Here is a 22,434-nt window from a genome sequence, read left to right on the forward strand (position 1 = left end):
ATAATGTTACATTATAACATTATTGATTTGCAAATGAGTTTCATTCATGTCTTCCTTAGTCCATCTTGAGCAGTTATGCGTCGAGTTCGATGGCCGCAGAGTTCTCGATAACATTAGTATGGAATTAGAAAAGGGCAAAATAACTACCCTAATTGGTCCCAATGGAGCGGGAAAATCAACGTTAGTCAAAGTTATCTTAGGTCTTCAAAAGCCGACTAGCGGCAAGTTGAACCGACAAAGAAAACTGAAAATTGGTTACGTTCCTCAAAAGTTGAAGCTCAATGACTCCCTTCCATTGAATGTAACCCGCTTCCTAAATTTAGCAGGAAAATACAGTAAGCAGGAGTGCATTGATGCATTAAGGCTTGTTGGCGCTGAACATTTACTTAATAGTAATATGCATCGCTTATCCGGTGGTGAAAACCAACGAGTGTTACTGGCGCGCGCTCTGCTTCAGCGTCCTCAGCTATTAGTATTAGACGAACCAGCTCAGGGGGTGGATATCCAAGGTCAAATCGATCTCTATGACTTAATTGAGAGCATTCGTCACCGCTTTGATTGTGGCGTATTTATGGTATCGCATGACTTACATTTAGTGATGGCGAAAACGGACGATGTTATTTGTCTGCATCACCATGTTTGCTGCTCAGGTTCACCTGCCACTATTACTCAGCACCCTTCTTACATCGCGCTATTTGGCAATGCAGCGAGAGAATCTCTCGCGTTTTATCATCACGACCATGAGCACCATCATCACGATTTATCCGGAACGCCAGTAAGCGGTGATGCGACATCATGCTCCCACCATAAACACGGACATCACCATCATGATTGAGTTTCTCCTACCTTCTATTCTTGCTGGTATTGGTATCGCGATCATTGCCGGTCCACTTGGGTCATTTGTCGTTTGGCGTAAAATGGCTTACTTCGGAGATACCCTAGCTCATGCATCGTTAATGGGCCTAGCGCTGGGCTTCTTGCTCAACGTAAATCTCTACCTTGCGCTACTCGTCTGCTGTTTAGCTCTGGCCGTTTTGCTTGTCACTCTGCAAAAGCAACAACTTGTGGCTACAGACACGTTGTTAGGTATCTTGGCACACAGTGCACTCTCTATCGGTTTAGTATCGGTTAGCTTTTTGGAAAACGTGCGCGTCGATTTAATGAGCTACCTATTTGGGGACTTACTTGCCGTCTCTCCACAAGATCTGATGTTTATTTACGCAGGTGTTGTTGCGGTAAGTGCGTGTTTGTACGTCTTCTGGCGCCCACTGCTTTCTAGCACTGTTAGTGAAGAACTTGCCGCTGTTGAGGGCGTGAATACAGACTTAGTTAGATTGGTGTTAATGCTAATGGTGGGTGTAGTAATCGCAGTAGGTATGAAGTTCGTTGGCGCGTTGATCATGACTTCGCTCCTAATTATCCCAGCAGCAACAGCACGTAAAGTCTCTTCATCACCAGAGCAAATGGCATTGTTCGCATCCATTATTGGCTCAGTGGCAGTACTGATGGGGCTTAGCCTATCATGGCACTTCGATACACCAGCCGGCCCTTCCGTAGTGATCAGCGCAACATCCTTATTCATGCTGAGCCAGCTGATTAAAAGCAAAGCATAATCGCATTGAGTATTAAACGCGAAAGACCTTGCTAACAACAAACATAAACCCACGGAAACGGAAAAAGAAAAGCCTGCGAAATCGCAGGCTTTTTAATACTTATTAAGTAGTGTGGTCGATTACCAACCCGTCACTTCACGTAGACCTTGGCCAATCTCTGCTAGAGATTTCACAGTTTTAACGCCAGCCGCTTCTAGTGCAGCAAATTTGTCTTCAGCAGTACCTTTACCACCAGAGATAATCGCACCAGCATGGCCCATACGCTTACCAGGAGGTGCAGTTACACCAGCAATGTAAGAAACCACTGGCTTCGTTACATTTTCTTTAATGTATGCTGCTGCTTCTTCTTCTGCAGTACCACCGATCTCACCGATCATAACGATCGCTTCTGTCTCAGGGTCTTCTTGGAACAGTTTTAGGATATCAATGAAGTTTGAACCCGGGATTGGGTCACCACCGATACCAACACAAGTAGACTGGCCGAAACCTTCGTCAGTGGTTTGTTTAACTGCTTCGTAAGTTAGAGTACCGCTACGAGATACGATACCTACTTTGCCTTTCTTGTGAATGTGACCAGGCATGATACCGATCTTACACTCATCAGGAGTGATAACACCCGGACAGTTAGGACCGATCATGCGAACGCCAGTTTCTTCTAGCTTCACTTTCACGTCGATCATATCTGTTGTAGGGATACCTTCAGTAATCGTTACGATTAGCTCGATACCCGCGTCAATCGCTTCTAGGATTGCATCTTTACAGAAAGGTGCTGGTACGTAGATGACTGTCGCTGTTGCACCAGTCGCTTCTACTGCTTCACGAACTGTGTTGAATACAGGAAGACCTAGGTGAGTTTGGCCACCTTTACCTGGAGACACACCGCCAACCATTTGCGTACCGTATGCGATAGCTTGCTCTGAGTGGAAAGTACCTTGACCACCAGTGAACCCCTGACAGATTACTTTAGTGTCTTTGTTAATTAATACAGACATTATTTAGCCTCCGCAGCAGCAACAACTTTCTGAGCAGCATCAGTTAGCGACTCAGCAGCAATGATATCAACATCAGAATTAGCAAGAACTTCGCGACCTAGGTCAGCGTTAGTACCTTCAAGACGAACAACAACAGGTACGCTTACGCCTACCTCTTTAACCGCACCGATAATACCTTCTGCGATCATGTCACAACGTACAATACCACCGAAGATGTTAACAAGTACCGCTTTCACATTGTCATCAGATAGGATGATCTTGAATGCTTCAGCAACACGCTCTTTCGTCGCGCCGCCACCTACATCTAAGAAGTTAGCTGGTTTGCCGCCGTGTAGGTTTACGATATCCATCGTACCCATTGCTAGGCCTGCACCGTTAACCATACAGCCAACGTTACCGTCTAGTGCTACGTAGTTCAGCTCCCACTGAGCTGCGTGTGCTTCACGCTCATCTTCTTGTGAAGGATCGTGCATTTCACGAAGCTTAGGCTGACGGTACAGTGCGTTTGAGTCGATGTTGATCTTACCGTCAAGACATAGCAAGTTGCCTTCACCAGTAATCACAAGTGGGTTGATCTCTAGCAGAGCAAGATCGTACTGAGAAAACATAGTGCCAAGACCCATAAAGATCTTAACGAATTGTTTGATTTGGTCGCCTTCAAGACCAAGTTTGAACGCTAGCTCACGACCTTGGTAAGCTTGTGGACCTACTAGTGGGTCAATTGCTGCTTTGTGGATGAGTTCCGGCGTTTCTTCCGCAACTTTTTCAATTTCCACACCACCTTCGGTAGAAGCCATGAAAACGATCTTACGGCTAGCACGGTCAACTACCGCACCTAGGTATAGTTCGTTCGCAATATTTGAAGCTTCTTCAACAAGGATTTTTGTTACTGGCTGACCATTTGCGTCTGTTTGGTAAGTTACTAGGTTTTTACCTAACCACTTCTGTGCAAACTCTTTAACGCCTTCTTTTGTATCGTGTAGCTCTACGCCACCCGCTTTACCACGGCCACCAGCGTGAACCTGACATTTAACTACTTTCTTGGCTGTACTAATACGGCCTGCGGCTTCAAAAGCTTCTTGTGGTGTATCACACGCGTAGCCTTCTGGCACAGGCAAACCGAATTCTGCAAACAGCTGTTTGGCTTGGTATTCATGCAAATTCATTTCGATATTCCGTTTGTTTTCCCTTAAGGGATTTATTATTTCCATAACGCTGCAGTCTTGGCTGCTTGTACGTCTGTAGGGTCTTCTCAAATCAATCCTTTATCATGAGTTCTCATACTGAAGGATTCAAATGAAGGCCAAACGTTGAGCTAGTCTAGCCATTGAAATTTTTAACGTCTAGCTACCTACGATAACTAGACGTTTTAGCGATATTAAACGTCTAATAGGAGACGTGCTGGGTCCTCTAGTAACTCTTTAATCGTTACTAGGAAACCAACTGATTCACGACCGTCAATTAGGCGGTGATCGTAAGATAACGCTAGGTACATCATCGGCAAGATTTCAACTTTGCCATCCACTGCCATCGGACGCTCTTGGATCTTATGCATACCAAGAATCGCTGATTGAGGTGGGTTGATGATTGGTGTAGACATTAGTGAACCGAACACACCACCGTTTGTGATAGTGAAGTTACCGCCCATTAGCTCGTCTACCGTTAGCTTGCCATCACGACCTTTGATAGCCAGTTCTTTGATGCCTTTTTCAACATCAGCGAAACCAAGCTTGTCACAGTCTTTTAGGACAGGTGTAACTAGACCACGTGGCGTTGATACCGCCATGCTAATGTCGAAGTAGTTGTGGTAAACAATGTCATCGCCATCAATCGAAGCATTTACTTCTGGGTAACGCTTAAGCGCTTCTGTCACTGCTTTCACGTAGAAAGACATGAAGCCCAAACGAATACCGTGACGCTCTTCGAACTGATCTTTGTACTGCTTACGAAGGTCCATGATTGGTTTCATGTTCACTTCGTTAAACGTCGTTAGCATTGCCGTGTTGTTCTTCGCTTCTAGCAAACGGTTAGCAACTGTCTTACGAAGGCGAGTCATTGGAACACGTTTCTGACTGCGAGCCGCTGCCGGCACGTCAACCACTGCTGGCGAGTCTTCTTTTGACGCAGATTTAGCGTTCGCAAGATGCGCTTCAATATCTTCGCGCGTAATACGACCACCAACACCAGTGCCTTTCACTTGGCTTGCTTCTAAGCCATGTTCAGCCAATAAACGGCGCACAGCTGGGCTTAGTGCGTCATTACTTTCTTCGCTAAGCGCAGCTTTGTGACGCTTATCAGGAGATGCTTCAGTACCTTCTGTTTTGTCTGCAGTTGGTTCACCTGCAACTGCGCCTGGCTTCAATTTAGCAATGATTTGTTTAGAAAGTACTGTCGCACCTTCTGCTTCAACAATAGCTTCTAAAACGCCAGCTTCCGGAGCTGGAACTTCTAGCACAACTTTGTCTGTTTCGATGTCAACCAAAACCTCGTCACGCTCTACTGCGTCGCCCGGTTGTTTGTGCCATGTCGCTACGGTTGCATCAGCAACTGATTCAGGTAAATCTGGAACCAGAATTTCAATTGTCATATCTGTTTCTTCCTTTAACTTCTAGTTCTTAATTCGAAGTTTTTGAGTTCACGTTCAGAGCGTCTTCAACCAACGCTTTTTGTTGTTTCAAGTGCACCGACATGTAGCCAACTGCTGGCGAAGCAGAAGCTGGGCGACCTGCGTATTTAAGATTTGCACCTGCAGGAATAGCGGCACGGAAGTTATGTTGGCTACAGTACCAAGCACCTTGGTTCTGAGGTTCTTCCTGACACCACACGAAGTCTTCAACGTTAGTGTATTGAGCAATTGCTGTTTGTACTTCTTCCATTGGGAATGGGTAAAGCTGTTCAATACGCACGATAGCAACATCGTCTTGCTCGTTGTTACGGCGCTGCTCTAGTAGGTCAAAGTAAACCTTACCAGCACAGAACACGACACGTTTCACTTTGCTTGGTTCTAAATCATCTACTTCTGGAATTGCAGATTGGAATGTACCATCCGCCAAGTCTTCAATCGTTGAAGTACATAGAGGGTGGCGCAGCAAAGATTTCGGTGACATAACAATGAGAGGTCGACGCATTGGGCGTACAACCTGACGACGAATCATGTGGTACACCTGAGCCGGTGTTGAAGGAACCACAACCTGCATATTTTGCTCAGCACAAAGCTGAAGGTAACGCTCTAAACGTGCAGATGAGTGCTCAGGACCTTGACCTTCATAACCATGAGGTAGAAGCATAGTAAGACCGCACAAACGCGCCCACTTTTGCTCGCCTGACGAGATAAACTGGTCGATAACAACTTGTGCACCGTTGGCAAAATCACCAAACTGTGCTTCCCAGATAGTTAAACCACCTGGTTCGGCTGTTGCGTAACCGTATTCAAACGCCAACACAGCTTCTTCTGACAATACTGAGTCAAAGACTTGGAATGGCCCTTGGTTGTCATGAATATTCGCTAATGGAATGTAAGTGCTTGCATCGGTTTGGTTATGAAGAACCGAGTGACGGTGGAAGAAAGTACCACGACCCGAGTCCTGACCAGAAAGACGAATACGCTTGCCATCGTCAACCAATGTAGCATATGCCAATGTTTCAGCCATACCCCAGTCAATAGCTTTTTCACCGGTCATCATTGCTAGACGATCGTTGTATAGCTTATTAACACGGCTTTGCAGTTTATGGCTTTCTGGGTACTGACACAGACGATTGCCTAGCTCAATAAGGCGTGTCTTGTCGTATTTTGAATCCCACTCCATATCCCATTCGTGCCCTAAGTAAGGGGACCAGTCTACAGAGTGCAACGCCATTGGACGCCATTCTTTAACAACCACTTCACCGCGATCTAATGCATCGCGATACTCATTGACTAACTGAGTCGCTGTCTCGATATCTGATTCATTTTTATCGATCAGAACATCTGCATACAATTTGCGTGGTGTAGGATGCTTTTTGATTTTCTGGTACATCAAAGGCTGAGTCGCATTTGGCTCATCCGCCTCATTGTGACCGTGGCGACGGTAACATACAAGATCGATCACGACATCGCGCTTGAACTCGTTACGGTAATCCAATGCAATGCGAGTAACAAAAGCAACTGCTTCTGGGTCATCGGCATTTACATGGAAAATTGGCGCCTGCACCATCTTCGCGATATCGGTACAGTACATCGTAGAACGCGTGTCACGAGGATTAGACGTCGTAAAGCCTACTTGGTTGTTGATGACGATACGTACCGTACCACCAACTTGGAACCCACGAGCAAGAGACATGTTGAACGTTTCGGCAACCACACCCTGACCAGCGATTGCTGAATCACCGTGGATGGTGATAGGAAGCACTTTGCTACCTTGATTATCACCCAAGCGGTCTTGACGTGCTCGAACTGAGCCCATGACTACCGGGTTTACGATTTCTAGGTGTGATGGGTTAAATGCAAGCGCTAAGTGAACATCACCGCCTGGAGTCGCAAAATCAGCAGAGAAACCTTGGTGATATTTCACATCACCCGTCCCCCAAGTTTCGTCGTGTTTACCGGCGAACTCATCAAACAGGTCTTGAGGTTTCTTACCAAGTACGTTCACCAGCATGTTCAAACGACCGCGGTGAGCCATACCGATAACCACTTCACGCATTCCACTTGTACCCGCATGACGAATCAACTCTTTCGTCATCGGAATCAACGCATCACCACCTTCTAAAGAGAAACGTTTTGCACCTGGGAATTTCGCCCCGAGGTAACGCTCCAAACCTTCAGCGGCTGTTAGCTCTTCTAGGAATGTGCGCTTCTCATCTTTGTTGAATGATGGCTGGCCTACGACAGACTCAAGGCGTTGCTGAATCCAACGCTTTTGCTCTGTGTCAGTCATGTGCATGTATTCAGCACCGATGGAACCGCAATAAGTTTTGTTGAGGGCTTCATAGATATCTTTCAACTTCATGGTTTCTTGCCCAACAGCAAAAGAACCTACGTTGAAAGTTTCTTCGAAGTCATCTTCGGTAAGATTATGAAAAGCAGGGTCTAACTCCGCCACTGTTGGGCGTTGCCATAGACCTAGTGGGTCTAATTCTGCAGCTTCATGCCCGCGGAAACGGTATGCGTTGATTAGCTGTAGAACTTTTACTTGTTTTGCATCGACATCTGGGTCACTAACTTGGACATTGTAATGCTTTGTTTCTCTAGCGAGTCGTCGGAAGTAGTCACGGACACGTGAATGTGGTTGTTCTGCCACTTCTTCTGATGGCTTAGGCAAGCCTTCAAAAACACGTTTCCACTCCTCACTTACCAGATCGGGATCACTTAGATACAGTTCGTAGAGGTCCTCTACATACGTTGCATTGGCGCCAGCCAAGTGTGAAGACTCGAGCCATGCCTTCATCACGCCGTTGTGCATATTTTCCCTTAACCAGTAGTTTTCACGTTTGCTTCGGTCTTTGCCGAGCTATAAGAGCCGACTAAAAATACGGTCGGCAATTTTTGTATTCTTTACTCGAATATTACTGAAGCAGTGAAGCGGTCATATCGGGTGATCCGCAACACTGCGACACTCCTAAGAGCGAGTAAATTAAACCGAACGATTAACCAACATCGACTTAATGTGACCGATGGCTTTCGTCGGATTTAATCCCTTAGGACAAACACTTACACAATTCATGATGCCATGGCAACGAAAAACGCTAAATGCATCATCAAGATCAGACAAACGTTCATCTGTTGCCGTATCGCGGCTATCAATTAGCCAACGGTACGCTGCGAGAAGACCAGCTGGGCCGATGAATTTATCAGGGTTCCACCAGAATGATGGGCAAGACGTTGTACAACATGCACACATGATACATTCGTACAATCCATCTAAATGCGCACGATCATCAGGCGATTGTAGGTTCTCACGTGATGGTGGTAATGCACCATCATCAATCAAGAATGGTTTAACTTTCGCATAGTTATCATAGAACTGCGTCATGTCAACGATAAGATCGCGCACGACAGGTAACCCTGGTAGTGGACGAATAACTATCTTATCGCCTTGTAGAGCAGATAACGGTGTGATACACGCTAGGCCGTTTTTACCATTCATATTCAAACCATCAGAACCACACACCCCTTCACGGCATGAGCGACGGAAAGCGATGCTTGGATCTTGCTCTTTTAGCAGAATCAATGCATCAAGCACCATCATGTCTGAGCCTTCGTCTACCTCAAGGGTATACTCTTTCATGTAAGGCTTAGTATCCACATCCGGATTGTAACGGTATAAAGAGAAGTTTAATTTCATAGTCGTATCCTCCCTTTAGTATGTACGTACTTTCGGCGGGAAAGCTTCACGATGCGTTGGCGTCATGTTCACATCACGCTTAGTCATCGCTTCTGTTTCCGGATTGTAGATAGAGTGACATAGCCAGTTCTCATCATCACGCTCAGGGAAATCGAAACGAGCATGTGCGCCACGACTCTCTGTACGGTAGTTCGCTGCAACGGCAGTTGAAAACGCGGTTTCCATCAGGTTATCAAGTTCTAGACACTCGATACGCTGCGTGTTGAACTCTGAAGACTTGTCCGCTAGATGCGCGTCTTTCAAACGTTCGCGAATCACTTTCAACTCTTCTAGACCGGTTGCCATCGCATCGCCTTCACGGAATACCGAGAAGCTGTTTTGCATGCATGCTTGTAGGTCTTTACGAATCTGAACTGGATCTTCACCACCAGTGCTGTTTTCCCAACGCATAGTACGCGCTAGAGACGCTTCAATATCAGATTCTGTTGCAGGACGAGCTTCTGCTTGCGCTGCTAGCGTTTCGCCAAGGTGCAAGCCAGTGGCACGACCAAATACGACCAAGTCTAGTAATGAGTTGCCACCCAGACGGTTAGCACCGTGTACCGATACAGAAGCAATCTCACCACATGCGTAAAGGCCTTGTACTTCCATCTCGCTACCGTCGGCCTTCTGCTTAATTGCTTGGCCAGAGACTTGAGTAGGTACACCACCCATCATGTAGTGACAAGTTGGAATTACTGGAATTGGCTCTTTCACTGGGTCAACGTGTGCAAATGTACGAGACAGTTCACAGATACCTGGTAGACGTGATTCAAGTACTTCTTTACCAAGGTGATCAAGTTTCAACTTGATATGTGGACCCCAAGGACCATCACAGCCGCGGCCTTCACGAATTTCAATCATCATTGAACGAGCAACCACGTCACGACCAGCAAGGTCTTTCGCGTTTGGTGCGTAGCGCTCCATGAAGCGTTCACCATCTTTATTTAGAAGGTAACCACCTTCACCACGACAACCTTCCGTCACTAGAACACCCGCGCCAGCAATACCTGTTGGGTGGAACTGCCACATTTCCATGTCTTGCATTGGAACGCCTGCGCGAAGTGCCATACCAACGCCATCACCCGTGTTGATGTGCGCGTTAGTGGTCGATGCGTAAATACGACCTGCACCACCTGTAGCTAGAATGGTTGCTTTTGATTTGAAGTAACAGATTTCACCCGTTTCCATACAAATCGCAGTACAACCCATGATTGCGCCGTCTTGGTTTTTCACAAGATCCAAAGCGTACCACTCCGAGAAGATGGTTGTTTTGTGTTTTACGTTTTGCTGGTAAAGCGTGTGAAGAAGTGCGTGACCAGTACGGTCTGCAGCAGCGGCTGTACGAGCAGCCTGCTCACCACCAAACTCTTTAGATTGACCACCGAATGGACGTTGGTAGATGGTACCGTTATCGAAACGAGAGAATGGCAGACCCATTTTTTCAAGCTCGATAACTGACTCAGGACCATTTTTACACATGTATTCAATCGCGTTCTGGTCACCGATGTAGTCGGAACCTTTAACGGTATCGTACATGTGCCATTGCCAATCGTCTTTGTGCGAGTTACCCAGAGCAACAGTAATGCCACCCTGTGCAGACACAGTATGAGAACGTGTTGGAAATACTTTTGACAACAAAGCACATGATAGGCCTTGTTCTGAAATTTGTAGTGCAGCGCGCATACCTGCACCACCAGCGCCGATTACTACGGCATCAAACTCACGAACTGGAATAGACACTTACGCACCCCACAGAATAAATAGACCAGAGAAGACATAGCCGAATAGCACGGCAATAACACCAAGTTGTAGTGCGCCACGTAGTTTCGCGCACTTAATGTAATCAGTTAATACTTGCCACAAACCAACCCAAGCGTGAATCAGGATCGAGACAAGTGCCAACATGGTGAATACTTTAGTGAAGGTACCACCAAAGAATTGGGTCCAAGATGCGTAAGAGATATCTGAAAATGCACAGAAGCTAATCAGATAAATCGTGTATAGCGTCATAATGATTGCAGTTGCACGAATTAGTAGGAAATCGTGTACACCATTACGACCAAATGAAGATACGTGTTTTACCATACCAAGATCCCCGCCAATAATGATAATACTGCTGTTGCACCAAACGCGACTTTAGCGCTCATCGTGCCTGAATCTAGTTCTTCAAAGTGACCTAGATCCATCAATAAGTGACGGATACCACCTGCGATGTGGTAGGCAAGTGCAGTAAGAATTCCCCACAGGATGAATTTTACGAAGAAGCTATCGACGATGTCAGCGGCTTCCATAAAACCCATTGGGGATGACAGAGAAATGGATAGTAACCACAGTAATATACCCACCGCAACAAACGTAATTACCCCAGACACACGGTGTAGGATGGATGCGATTGCTGTGATAGGAAAGTGGATGGTCTGTAAATCTAAATTAACAGGTCTTGACTTTCTTTCTTTCACGGGCTTGCTCACTCAGCTCCATTGAGCATTTATTGTTATAACCAATTTCAGCTTCCAAACGTACAAAAGTTAACATCTATTTAACAAATATCGCGAGTAACCACCCAGATAATTGTAAACAATTTGTTAACAAACGGAATCCAGCAACAAACCTCACTCTTTGTTTCTAGCCCCGAATTTATAAGGATTTAACTAAAATTTTCTTTGCCAATATACGGCGAGCAACATTCTAATACAATTGGTGTAACAAATTATGCTACATAGAACAGATTTTTAACGATTTTCATGAGAAAAATCATAACAAGTGCACACAAAGATGGAGAAAAATTGACTTTAAGCTTTAACAACAGTACAAAAATGGCACATAAACATCCTGGACGGATTAAATAATAAACAAAGGAGATTGTTATGGCGGATAAGAAAGCGACCCTTCATGTTGAAGGTCAAGCGCCAATCGAACTGCCAATTATGGACGGTACGCTAGGTACACCTGTAATTGACGTTCGTAAGCTGGGAGCCAATGGTTACTTTACTTTTGACCCAGGTTTTCTTGCCACTGCATCTTGTGAATCATCAATCACGTACATCGATGGCGGCAAAGGTATTCTTTTGCACCGCGGTTTCCCGATTGATCAATTAGCCAATAACGCAGATTACTTAGAAGTATGTTACATCCTTCTTTATGGTGAAGCCCCTACCCGAGAACAATACGAGCAATTCAAAACGACCGTTACTCGTCACACAATGGTGCACGAGCAAATCGCAAGCTTTTTCCATGGCTTCCGACGCGATGCTCATCCAATGGCGGTAATGTGTGGTGTAGTTGGAGCACTTGCAGCCTTCTATCACGACTCTCTTGACATTAACAACGACGAACACCGCGAAATTGCAGCGTACCGTCTGCTGTCAAAAATGCCAACACTGGCGGCGATGTGTTACAAATACTCTATCGGTCAGCCATTTATTTACCCTCGTAACGACCTTAGCTACGCTGAGAACTTCTTGCATATGATGTTCGCAAACCCTTGCGAAGAGTATGAAGTAAATCCTGTAGTTGCCCGTGCGATGGATAAGATTTTCACTCTACACGCGGATCATGAACAGAATGCGTCGACATCAACTGTACGCCTAGCTGGCTCTTCTGGTGCGAACCCATTTGCATGTATTGCCGCTGGCATTGCATCCCTTTGGGGACCTGCTCACGGTGGTGCAAACGAAGCCTGCTTGAGAATGCTAGAAGAGATTGGCAGCGTCGATAACATCCCTGAATATGTAGACCGCGCGAAAGACAAAGATGACCCATTCCGCTTAATGGGCTTTGGTCACCGCGTTTACAAGAACTACGACCCACGTGCGACAGTAATGCGCGAAACGTGTCATGAAGTTCTCAAAGAGCTAAACATTCAAGATCCTCTGCTAGACGTTGCAATGGAACTTGAGCGCATTGCGCTTTCTGATGAGTACTTCGTGTCTAAGAAGCTGTACCCGAACGTAGACTTCTACTCAGGTATCATTCTTAAAGCGATTGGTATTCCAGTTTCTATGTTTACGGTTATCTTCGCGATTTCTCGTACCATCGGCTGGATTGCTCACTGGAACGAAATGCACAGCGATCCACTGAACCGCATCGGTCGTCCTCGTCAGCTATACACTGGCGAAACACAACGTGAGTTTTCTCCACTTCACGAACGTGAATGATCTTTTAGTACGAAGATAGACAAACAAAAGGGTTGAGATTTTCGTCTCAACCCTTTTCCTTTTCAGCGCTTAACGTTACTAATAGCGAACGTTAAACCGGATTATCAATATCGATAAACTCCACATGTAGGCCGTATTCATCCGCTAGCCATTTGCCTAAGGCCTGAACACCATAACGCTCAGTAGCATGATGACCTGCAGCAAAGTAATGAATGTCCATTTCACGAGCGGTATAAGTGGTGCGCTCTGAAATTTCTCCAGAGATAAATGCATCCAGCCCGTGCTGTACAGCAAGTTCAATGAAATCCTGCCCTCCACCAGTGCACCAGCCGACTGTCTCAATCATCTTATCGGTATTCTCTGGAGCGATATGCAGAGGCTCTCTATCAAGAACTTGATTGATCTTGCTCGCAAACTCAGCACCAGACATCGGTTTTTTCAAGCGTCCAAACATGGCTACTGATTGAGGATGTCCTTCAAGTCCACCTTCTACTTCGATTTCAAGTAAGCGAGCTAATTCGGCGTTGTTGCCTAGCTCTGGGTGAATATCCAGAGGAAGGTGATAACCATATAAGTTGATATCGTTTTTGATCAGACTACGAATTCGTTTACCTTTCATACCACGAATTGGCTCAGGTTCACCTTTCCAAAAATAACCGTGATGAACGAGTAATGCGTCTGCATTAAGCTCAATCGCTTTATCGATTAAGGCTTGGGAGGCAGTTACGCCAGTGATAATACGCTTTACGGCTGGCGTCCCTTCTACCTGTAACCCGTTTGGTGCGTAATCTTTAATTAACTGCGGTGACAGTTTGTCATTAAGAATCTGTTCTAGCTTTAAGTTATTCATTATTACTTCCAATTTCTAGCGCATGTAAACCTAAATAACCTCTCGATGAAATCAGACCGAGAGTGTGCAACCTAGTTGATACAACAACGTTTTGACATCTGGCACCTTGATATCATTTAGGTATTTAAAGTGTATCTCGAACCCTAATATCGATGCTAGCCACCCTACCCTCAAAAGCAAATTTAGTTACAATAACAAAGCTTGTCGCCTCACCATACATTTAGGGATACGGATGAACCAACTGCAACGCTTTTACCAATGGATCGCCACTTCACCTCCTCTTTTCAAGTTACGCTCTCCGTTTGCAACCTTAGAGGATCTTACGGTAACGCCTTTAAAGAACACTGAGCAATACAATGGTAATCCAAGATTGGGCTTTTTATATCAGCACTTATGCACTGCAGTTCTCTCTAGTTCAGAACGATATCAGGTTATCGCGGAAGAGGTTCAGTTAAACGACATCGAAGGTAAGACCATTGGTGCTATAGATTTGGTGTTGCGGAATACAGAATCAAATCAAATAGAACACTGGGAAGTGGCGATTAAGTTTTATCTTCTTTATAACGGCGTTTGGTATGGTCCGAATGCTCACGACCAGCTGCATACAAAACTGAATAGAATGCTTACTCATCAATTGAAAATGAGCGATCGCCCGGAATTTCAAAAAATAATTCCGTTAAACGACGCCCCACAAGAGCATCTATTGATGCAAGGACGACTCTATATTAATCCGTTTACTCCAGAGCCAACTCCTAGCGAGTGCTTGGGTTATGAACTAAATCCAAGTCAGATTAGTGGTTACTGGTGCTACCAGAGCCAATGGGAGTTAATCGGTAAGCCACTTTATCATTTACACAAACCATGCTGGGCGATTGGTACGGACGATTTATCTCGACCCATTGAAAAGCCTTCAGACCGATTTGTACATGCACAAACGGAGGACGGTCAATTCTGGTTTGTGGTACCAGATTCATGGCCCGGAGATAAAGCGGTTCGGGGCACTTAAACATGAAAGGGTTGATGTTTTCACATCAACCCTTTGCTAGATACATTGACCATTGGATGTTTTACAAACCAGCGGCTGCAAACACTTGATTAACGATCTCTTGTGCTTCAGCTTCGATTTGTTTCAGATGTTCTTCACCTTTGAAGCTTTCACAGTAAATCTTGTAGATGTCCTCTGTGCCTGATGGACGAGCAGCGAACCAACCGTTAGCTGTCGTTACTTTAAGGCCGCCAATCGCAGCACCATTGCCTGGTGCATGCGTTAGACGAGCAGTGATCGCATCACCTGCTAGAGTTTCAGCCGCAACCATTTCTGGTGACAACTTCTTCAATACGTCTTTTTGTGGGCCATTTGCTACAGCTTGAATACGGTTGTACTTCGACTCACCGTGCTTCGCCGCTAGCTCTTCATAGTAATCTTGAGGGTTCTTACCCGTTACCGCAGTGATCTCTGCTGCTAGAAGGCATAGCAAGATGCCATCTTTGTCTGTTGACCAAGGCGTGCCATCTTTACGAAGGAAAGACGCACCAGCACTTTCTTCGCCGCCGAAACCAAACTTACCAGTGTACAGACCGCCTACAAACCATTTGAAACCAACAGGCACTTCACATAGCTCACGACCTAGATCCGCAACAACACGGTCAATCAGCGCACTTGAAACTAGTGTTTTACCAACAGCGACGTCTTTACCCCACTCGTCACGATGACGGTACAAGTAGTCAATACAAACGGCTAAGAAGTGGTTCGGGTTCATCAAACCTTTTGGCGTAACGATACCGTGACGGTCGTAGTCAGGATCGTTACCAAATGCTAAATCGTATTCGTCTTTCAGTGCCAATAGACCCGCCATTGCGTAAGGAGAAGAACAGTCCATACGCACAACGCCGTCTTTATCTAGCGACATGAATTGGAAAGAAGGATCGATCGATTCACTTACTAGCGTTAGGTCTAGGTTGTATGCCTGACCAATTTGACGCCAGTAATCAATACCGCTGCCACCCAATGGATCTACACCAATCTTCAGGTTCGCTTTTTGGATTGCTTCCATATCGATAACGTTCACCAGGTCATCAATGTATGGCTTCACCAAGTCCATCTCTACAAACAGATCCGATGCTTTTGCTTCTGCTAGTGGTAGGCGTTTAACACCTTGTAAACCTTCAGCAATCAATTCGTTCGCACGATCTTCGATAGCTTGAGTCAACTCAGCTTCTGCAGGACCACCATGTGTCGGATTGTATTTGATACCGCCGTCTTGTGGTGGGTTATGTGATGGGGTAATAACGATACCGTCTGCTTTTTCATCGTGTTTGATGTTGTAAGTCAGAATCGCGTGTGAAATACCCGGTGTTGGCGTGTAACCGTTGTCTTGTTGGACAATCACTTTCACACCGTTTGCAATCAGTACTTCAATCACACTTGAGAAAGCAGGCTCAGATAGCGCATGCGTGTCTTTACCCACAAACAACGGGCCAATTGTGCCTTGCTCAGCACGAACTTCTGCTACCGCTTGAGCGATCGCTAAAATGTGGTTTTCGTTAAAAGTGTGCTTGTCTGCAGTACCGCGGTGGCCAGAAGTACCAAATTGAACTTTGTGTTCTGCGTTTGCCGCGTCTGGTTGAAGTAAGAAGTAGTTAGCAACGAGTGCTGGGATATTGTGAAGATCTTCCTGCTGCGCTTTTTGCCCAGCACGAGGGTGCATAGCCATGTTTGACATCCTTTCTTTCAATACAAATAAAATTAAAAAAGCCTCATAATATCCGCTCACTGCGACGCATTATGAGGCTTCTATCAGGTTTCTTAGATTGAACCTGTTACTTTTTCTATTAAGTCAGGTTGGAACCCCATGTGTGCCATCACTTGTTCAACCATCTGTCTTTTACGACTTGTATTGTTATTCGTGATAACCCAAAACGGTGTGCCAGGAATGGCTTTTGGCTTGGTCGTATTACCGTTTGCTAGCAAGGTTTCTTCATTGTCTGCAAAGTACACGCGTTTGCGTCCTTTTACATTCGTAGCCTGGGCGAAACCTTCTGGATTCAATTTATGTAAGGTCGATAATACCAACATAAAGCGATCAATCGCTTTTTTTAGACCGGCAAACTCATCAGAAATAAGCAGCGAACGCATTTCTTTCACTACATCAACAGATTCCGTTTTACCCGCATCTTTACTTACTACAATCCCTTGTGGCTTCTCTACTACAGGCGCGGCTTTAGCTTCCTGCAACTGACCATCAAGGTTTAAAAGGCGTCGCAAAATATCCGAGGCGCTTTCACCGATATGCTTAGTTTGACTAGCTATATAACGGTATAGATCCTCATCAACCTCAATTGTTTTCATTCGCTTTTCACATTCTCAATGTTTAAACTCTGGGGGATTATAACGAGATCCACGCGGATACTCCACGTTAAACCCATCACGAATAAGATAAAATGTCAGCATTACTCAACTATAAGCAGGAAGGCCAAGGCCAAACAGTTGTTTTGATTCACGGATTGTTTGGTAGTTTAAGTAATCTGGGTCTACTCGCCCGCGATCTTATTAAAGATCACACGGTGATCAGTATTGATCTGAGAAATCACGGCCTCTCTTTCCACTCCGAAGTCCATAACTATACCGATATGGCAAAAGATGTGGCTCAGCTCCTTCAGCACTTAAACGTTGAGCCATCTATTGTTATTGGTCACTCCATGGGCGGAAAAGTCGCGATGGCTCTTGTGGACATTGCTCCAAATGTAGTCAAGCAGTTAGTCGTTCTCGACATGGCGCCTGTAGCCTACACTACGAACCGCCACGATAATGTTTTTAACGGCTTACATGCTGTTATTAATGAAAAACCAGCAAATCGACAGCAAGCCATGGATATCCTAGCTCAACATATTGAACTCGATGGTGTAAGACAATTTCTCTCTAAATCACTGTACAAAAATGGCGATAAGATGGATTGGCGGTTTAACGTACCGAGCCTTTTTGAGAATTATGACCAAATTATTGGCTGGCAAGAAATCACACCAACAGATATCCCAACTTTATTTATCAAAGGCGGCGACTCTGACTACTTAATGCCAGAACATCAGCCGGCAGTGAAACGACAATTTAACCATGCTAAAGCACACATTATCTCTGGCACTGGTCACTGGTTACACGCCGAGAAACCGACAGAAGTAATGAGAGTCATTCGAAAATACATTTCGAGTTAACAAATTCGAAAAGCAACACTAGATTATTGAAATAACCCTTCTTGTAGTGCATTAACTTTACCGTTTAACAGTGGTATAGTGCGCCCAAGATTTTTCGGCATGAAGGGCTAAAATGCTTTACGACTATATGGATATGCTCGAGTCTATTGGACTCGATCTTCTTTTTGCTGCTATCTTTTTTTTCATCGGGATGGCGATAAAAGATGTGCTAAAGCAAGGCAATGTACCTGTTTTTGGTCGTCGTATTGTGTGGTTAGTCCTTTTCCTAGGCTGTGCTGGCTTTATTGCAAAAGGTGTAATTCAGCTAACTTGGGAAGGCTCAGGGTTAGGTTAAACCCTTAGTAGCATCGCCAATAACAAACAATGTAAAGGTATAGACTCTATGGCAAGTGTAGGTATCTTCTTCGGTAGCGACACAGGTAATACTGAAGCCGTTGCAAAGATGATTCAAAAGCAACTAGGTAAACATCTAGTTCACGTTCAAGACATCGCGAAAAGCAGCAAAGAAGACATTGATAACTTCGATCTTCTTCTTCTAGGTATCCCAACTTGGTACTACGGCGAAGCACAATGTGATTGGGATGACTTCTTCCCTGAGCTTGAGCAAATCGACTTCTCTACTAAGCTAGTGGCTATCTTTGGCTGTGGCGACCAAGAAGACTACGCAGAATACTTCTGTGACGCGATGGGCACAGTCCGTGATATCGTTGAATCTAAAGGCGGCACAATTCTTGGCCATACCTCGACAGAAGGCTACGAATTTGAAGCGTCTAAAGCACTTGTTGAAGGTGACGAAAGCCAATTCGTAGGTCTATGTATTGATGAAGACCGCCAACCAGAATTGACTGACGAGCGTGTTGAAAGCTGGGTTAAACAGATCTATGAAGAGATGTGTTTAGCTGAGCTAGAAGGCTAATCAAATTGAATGATACAAAGACCTCCACTTGGAGGTCTTTTTGTATGTATTGTCACACAGCATCGGTAAGTACTTCCTCTTCGCGATACTGAGGTTTCTTTCTTACATAAAGCTTGCGTTGAACCTCTGAAACCACATTCCCCTGTTTATCTTTTACATGAGTAATAAACTCAGGAAAGCACTTTTCTCCATTCCGTGTCATTTGATAAATGTTTTCCAGCATCCCTTCAGTGACCTCAAATTCTGCAAACAAATCACTTTGCCCCGGCTTAATAAAGTTAATGCTTGCCTCTTTATCCCACACATAATATTCCTCTCGTAGAATCCCCATCAGCATCAACGAGTAAATAGGATCAGTTAAAGAGAAAATACTGCCGCCATATTGGGTGCGATTGGCATTTTTATTCCACCAGCGAAGCTTTAAACGTACCTTTACAGTACGGAAGTCTTGAGAAATATGTAAGATTTTAATACCCGCCCCCCAAAAAGGAGGCCAAATATTGAGTGCGAACTTTACAATTCCTGGTTTGTATATCTTCGCTAGTCGCCTATTCATCGCTATCCCTGCCCTCTCCAAGCTTAATGTTACACAATTGTAACTGGTCAGAGCTGTAATATAATGGACCTGTTTCTAATTTACAAAAAGATTCTATTAACCCTTTGAAGTTCGTGGTTTAATGTTCCGAACGCTTATCCTATAATGGTAGGAAGATTGAATTCTGTTAAATCGCTGCAGATGATCCAACGGGAAAGTATATGTCAGATAATAATCAGGCGCTGAAGGATGCGGGTTTAAAAGTAACCCTTCCGAGGCTAAAAATTCTAGAAGTACTTCAGCAGCCAGACTGCCAGCACATCAGTGCTGAAGATTTGTACAAAAAGTTGATTGATCTAGGTGAAGAAATTGGCCTAGCAACTGTTTACCGAGTTCTAAACCAGTTCGACGATGCTGGTATTGTAACTCGTCACCACTTTGAAGGTGGAAAGTCAGTCTTCGAATTATCGACTCAACATCACCACGACCACCTAGTGTGCCTAGACTGTGGTGAGGTAATTGAATTTTCTGACGATCTTATTGAAGAACGTCAAAAAGAGATTGCAGCTAAGTACAATGTCACACTAACAAACCACAGCTTATACTTGTACGGCAAGTGTAGCGATGGTGGTTGTAAAGACAATCCAGATGCACACAAACCGAAAAAATAAGGGTTTGTTAATTTAAAAAGTAAACGTCAGCACATGCTGGCGTTTTTTGTTTCTAGAAGTCAGTACCTTAGACGTCAGTACTTTGGTTACAGAACAAAAGCTACTAAACACCCATCTTTTTTCTCCACAGTTTTGCACATCTATATAGCACTCTGTGGGATTAGGTATAAAAAATGCCAGCGTTTGCTGGCATTTTTTCATCGTTCTCAGCATTAATTGAGATTATTGATTCTCAATTTTTGCCCAGGTATCACGTAGACCAACCGTGCGGTTGAATACTAGATTATCTGCTGAAGAGTCTTTCGAGTCTGCACAGAAGTAACCCATACGTTCAAACTGGTAACCTTTTTCTGCTTCTGCAGAAGCTAGGCTAGGCTCGACGAAGCCATTGATCACAACTAATGATTCAGGGTTGATAGTAGAAGCAAAATCTTCCGCTGCGCCTGGGTTTGGCACCGTAAATAAACGATCGTACAGACGAATTTCCGCTGGAAGAGCTTTATCAGCTGACACCCAATGAATAACGCCTTTCACTTTACGACCATCTGCTGGGTTTTTACCTAGCGTATCTGCATCGTAAGAACAGAAGATCGTTGTGATGTTGCCTTCGGCATCTTTTTCAACGCGCTCAGCTTTGATCACGTAAGCACCACGTAAACGAACTTCTTTACCTAGCACTAAACGCTTGTACTTTTTGTTCGCTTCTTCACGGAAGTCTTCACGCTCAATCCACAATTCACGCGTGAATGGCACTTCACGCACGCCCATTTCAGGTTTATTTGGGTGGTTGGCAACTGTCAAGTTTTCTACTGCGCCTGCTTCAAAGTTTTCGATAACAACTTTAACAGGATCCAGTACAGCCATTGCACGCGGAGCGTTCTCGTTTAGGTCATCACGAATACAAGATTCTAATGAACTAAACTCGATCATATTTTCTTGCTTCGTTACACCAATACGCTTACAAAACTCACGAATAGATGCAGGTGTGAAGCCACGACGACGCAGACCTGAGACAGTCGGCATACGTGGATCATCCCAACCATTAACCAGTTTTTCAGTAACTAGCTGGTTAAGCTTACGCTTAGACATCACTGTGTATTCAAGGTTTAAACGACTGAACTCGTATTGATGTGGACGGCTTTCGATCGTGATGTTGTCTAGAACCCAATCGTACAGACGACGGTTATCCATGAATTCAAGCGTACAAATAGAGTGCGTAATGCCTTCTAATGCATCAGAAATACAGTGCGTAAAGTCGTACATTGGGTAAATGCACCACTTATCACCAGTTTGGTGGTGCGTAGCAAAACGCACACGGTATAAAACTGGATCGCGCATGACCATGAATGAAGAACCCATGTCGATTTTAGCACGAAGACACGCTTTACCTTCTTCAAATTCACCAGCGCGCATTTTTTCAAACAACGCCAAGTTCTCTTCAACAGAACGGTCACGGTATGGACTTGGTTTACCTGGCGCCTTTAGTGTGCCGCGGTATTCACGAATTTGCTCTGGACTTAGCTCATCTACGTACGCTAAGCCTTTGTTAATCAATTCAATTGCATATTCGTAAAGCTTATCGAAGTAGTTTGATGAGTAACATACTTCACCACTCCACTCAAAGCCCAACCAGTTTACATCTTTCTTGATAGACTCAACGTATTCGATGTCTTCTTTTTCAGGGTTTGTATCGTCGAAACGCAGATTACATTGACCCTGGTAGTCCTGAGCAATACCGAAGTTCAAACAGATAGACTTAGCATGACCGATATGCAGGTAGCCATTTGGCTCCGGCGGGAATCGAGTATGCACGCTAGTGTGTTTACCATCCGCTAGATCTTTATCAATGATCTGGCGAATAAAGTTTGATGGACGAGCATCAGCTTCACTCATCTATAGCACCTCAAAAATATTAGTATTGTCAGAGAAAACGGAACCCTGTATCCAAGTATGGTTTCACAGAGTACATTGTTCCTAATGATCCACAATTCTAAGCAATTAGACAACAAGAACTCGCTCTAAAACGACAATATTTATTGAGTTGGCGTGAAAGCAAAGCAGATTCAAAGGGCCTAAACGAAAAAAGGCCTCCTGCGGAGGCCTTTTGCGATGTTGTAGTATCAATT

Annotated in this window: 21 protein-coding genes; 8 read left to right on the plus strand and 13 right to left on the minus strand. The window is 44.7% G+C overall.

The annotated features are described in order from the left end of the window. Positions 1-46 precede the first annotated feature (46 nt). Both znuC and znuB read left to right on the plus strand, forming a co-directional pair. Complete coding sequence (gene znuC, locus R7P69_RS15935; RefSeq protein ID WP_005382185.1) at positions 47-835, plus strand: zinc ABC transporter ATP-binding protein ZnuC; 789 nt, start codon at positions 47-49, stop codon at positions 833-835. Then, positions 828-1,613, plus strand: a complete 786-nt coding sequence (gene znuB, locus R7P69_RS15940; protein WP_005382183.1) for a zinc ABC transporter permease subunit ZnuB — start codon at positions 828-830, stop codon at positions 1,611-1,613. Before znuC ends, znuB begins: the two co-directional genes overlap by 8 nt. Positions 1,614-1,732: 119 nt before the next feature. Here the strand turns inward: znuB and sucD are convergent, their stop codons facing one another. The 8 genes from sucD to sdhC form a co-directional block, all read right to left on the minus strand. Next, positions 1,733-2,605 carry a succinate--CoA ligase subunit alpha gene (gene sucD, locus R7P69_RS15945; protein WP_005382181.1) on the minus strand — a complete coding sequence of 291 codons (873 nt, stop codon included), beginning with the start codon at positions 2,603-2,605 and terminating at the stop codon, positions 1,733-1,735. Continuing rightward, positions 2,605-3,771: an ADP-forming succinate--CoA ligase subunit beta gene (gene sucC / locus R7P69_RS15950; protein ID WP_005382179.1), complete on the minus strand. Its 1,167-nt coding sequence runs from the start codon at positions 3,769-3,771 to the stop codon at positions 2,605-2,607. Before sucC ends, sucD begins: the two co-directional genes overlap by 1 nt. A gap of 212 nt (positions 3,772-3,983) precedes the next feature. Continuing rightward, positions 3,984-5,192 carry a 2-oxoglutarate dehydrogenase complex dihydrolipoyllysine-residue succinyltransferase gene (odhB, locus tag R7P69_RS15955; RefSeq protein ID WP_005382177.1) on the minus strand — a complete coding sequence of 403 codons (1,209 nt, stop codon included), beginning with the start codon at positions 5,190-5,192 and terminating at the stop codon, positions 3,984-3,986. Between the two features lie 28 nt (positions 5,193-5,220). Beyond that, positions 5,221-8,046, minus strand: a complete 2,826-nt coding sequence (sucA, locus tag R7P69_RS15960) for a 2-oxoglutarate dehydrogenase E1 component (RefSeq protein ID WP_017634810.1) — start codon at positions 8,044-8,046, stop codon at positions 5,221-5,223. A gap of 171 nt (positions 8,047-8,217) precedes the next feature. Further along, on the minus strand, positions 8,218-8,928 hold the full coding sequence (locus R7P69_RS15965; protein WP_005382174.1) for a succinate dehydrogenase iron-sulfur subunit: 711 nt from the start codon (positions 8,926-8,928) through the stop codon (positions 8,218-8,220). Positions 8,929-8,943: 15 nt separating this feature from the next. Next, complete coding sequence (gene sdhA / locus R7P69_RS15970; RefSeq protein WP_005382172.1) at positions 8,944-10,710, minus strand: succinate dehydrogenase flavoprotein subunit; 1,767 nt, start codon at positions 10,708-10,710, stop codon at positions 8,944-8,946. Further along, complete coding sequence (sdhD, locus tag R7P69_RS15975; RefSeq protein ID WP_005382169.1) at positions 10,711-11,055, minus strand: succinate dehydrogenase, hydrophobic membrane anchor protein; 345 nt, start codon at positions 11,053-11,055, stop codon at positions 10,711-10,713. Continuing rightward, positions 11,049-11,441, minus strand: a complete 393-nt coding sequence (sdhC, locus tag R7P69_RS15980) for a succinate dehydrogenase cytochrome b556 subunit (protein WP_017634811.1) — start codon at positions 11,439-11,441, stop codon at positions 11,049-11,051. Before sdhC ends, sdhD begins: the two co-directional genes overlap by 7 nt. A 396-nt stretch (positions 11,442-11,837) precedes the next feature. Between sdhC and R7P69_RS15985 the strand changes: the two genes are divergently transcribed. Beyond that, positions 11,838-13,127 (plus strand): citrate synthase, encoded by a 1,290-nt coding sequence (locus R7P69_RS15985; protein WP_005382163.1) that lies wholly within the window; start codon positions 11,838-11,840, stop codon positions 13,125-13,127. A gap of 91 nt (positions 13,128-13,218) precedes the next feature. Here R7P69_RS15985 and R7P69_RS15990 read toward each other — a convergent pair whose 3' ends face one another. After that, positions 13,219-13,977, minus strand: a complete 759-nt coding sequence (locus tag R7P69_RS15990; protein ID WP_005393019.1) for a Nif3-like dinuclear metal center hexameric protein — start codon at positions 13,975-13,977, stop codon at positions 13,219-13,221. Positions 13,978-14,209: 232 nt separating this feature from the next. Here R7P69_RS15990 and R7P69_RS15995 point away from each other — a divergent pair, with 232 nt between their 5' ends. Then, positions 14,210-14,983 (plus strand): DUF1853 family protein, encoded by a 774-nt coding sequence (locus R7P69_RS15995; RefSeq protein WP_238952240.1) that lies wholly within the window; start codon positions 14,210-14,212, stop codon positions 14,981-14,983. 61 nt (positions 14,984-15,044) lie between these two features. Here R7P69_RS15995 and pgm read toward each other — a convergent pair whose 3' ends face one another. Together pgm and seqA are read right to left on the minus strand one after the other, a co-directional pair. Continuing rightward, on the minus strand, positions 15,045-16,691 hold the full coding sequence (gene pgm, locus R7P69_RS16000) for a phosphoglucomutase (alpha-D-glucose-1,6-bisphosphate-dependent) (protein WP_238952239.1): 1,647 nt from the start codon (positions 16,689-16,691) through the stop codon (positions 15,045-15,047). A 92-nt stretch (positions 16,692-16,783) separates the two neighbouring features. Beyond that, positions 16,784-17,326: a replication initiation negative regulator SeqA gene (seqA, locus tag R7P69_RS16005; RefSeq protein ID WP_005382149.1), complete on the minus strand. Its 543-nt coding sequence runs from the start codon at positions 17,324-17,326 to the stop codon at positions 16,784-16,786. Between the two features lie 92 nt (positions 17,327-17,418). Between seqA and R7P69_RS16010 the strand changes: the two genes are divergently transcribed. The 3 genes from R7P69_RS16010 to fldA all read left to right on the plus strand — a co-directional run bounded on the left by R7P69_RS16010 (position 17,419) and on the right by fldA (position 19,102). Continuing rightward, positions 17,419-18,186: an alpha/beta fold hydrolase gene (locus R7P69_RS16010; RefSeq protein WP_176310840.1), complete on the plus strand. Its 768-nt coding sequence runs from the start codon at positions 17,419-17,421 to the stop codon at positions 18,184-18,186. A gap of 112 nt (positions 18,187-18,298) precedes the next feature. Next, complete coding sequence (locus R7P69_RS16015; protein WP_005393038.1) at positions 18,299-18,520, plus strand: DUF2788 domain-containing protein; 222 nt, start codon at positions 18,299-18,301, stop codon at positions 18,518-18,520. Positions 18,521-18,568: 48 nt separating this feature from the next. Further along, positions 18,569-19,102, plus strand: a complete 534-nt coding sequence (fldA, locus tag R7P69_RS16020) for a flavodoxin FldA (protein ID WP_005382146.1) — start codon at positions 18,569-18,571, stop codon at positions 19,100-19,102. A gap of 52 nt (positions 19,103-19,154) precedes the next feature. Here the strand turns inward: fldA and R7P69_RS16025 are convergent, their stop codons facing one another. Next, the gene (locus R7P69_RS16025; RefSeq protein WP_005382144.1) at positions 19,155-19,658 is read right to left on the minus strand and encodes a DUF4442 domain-containing protein; all 504 of its coding nucleotides are present in this window, start codon (positions 19,656-19,658) and stop codon (positions 19,155-19,157) included. Between the two features lie 200 nt (positions 19,659-19,858). Between R7P69_RS16025 and fcrX the strand changes: the two genes are divergently transcribed. After that, positions 19,859-20,308, plus strand: coding sequence for a ferric iron uptake transcriptional regulator FcrX (fcrX, locus tag R7P69_RS16030; protein WP_005382141.1), 450 nt, complete (start codon positions 19,859-19,861; stop codon positions 20,306-20,308). A gap of 222 nt (positions 20,309-20,530) precedes the next feature. Here fcrX and glnS read toward each other — a convergent pair whose 3' ends face one another. Beyond that, on the minus strand, positions 20,531-22,201 hold the full coding sequence (glnS, locus tag R7P69_RS16035) for a glutamine--tRNA ligase (protein WP_005382124.1): 1,671 nt from the start codon (positions 22,199-22,201) through the stop codon (positions 20,531-20,533). Positions 22,202-22,434: the final 233 nt, after the last annotated feature.

This window comes from Vibrio sp. 661, from assembly GCF_033339315.1.
Classification (GTDB): Bacteria; Pseudomonadota; Gammaproteobacteria; order Enterobacterales; family Vibrionaceae; genus Vibrio; species Vibrio alginolyticus.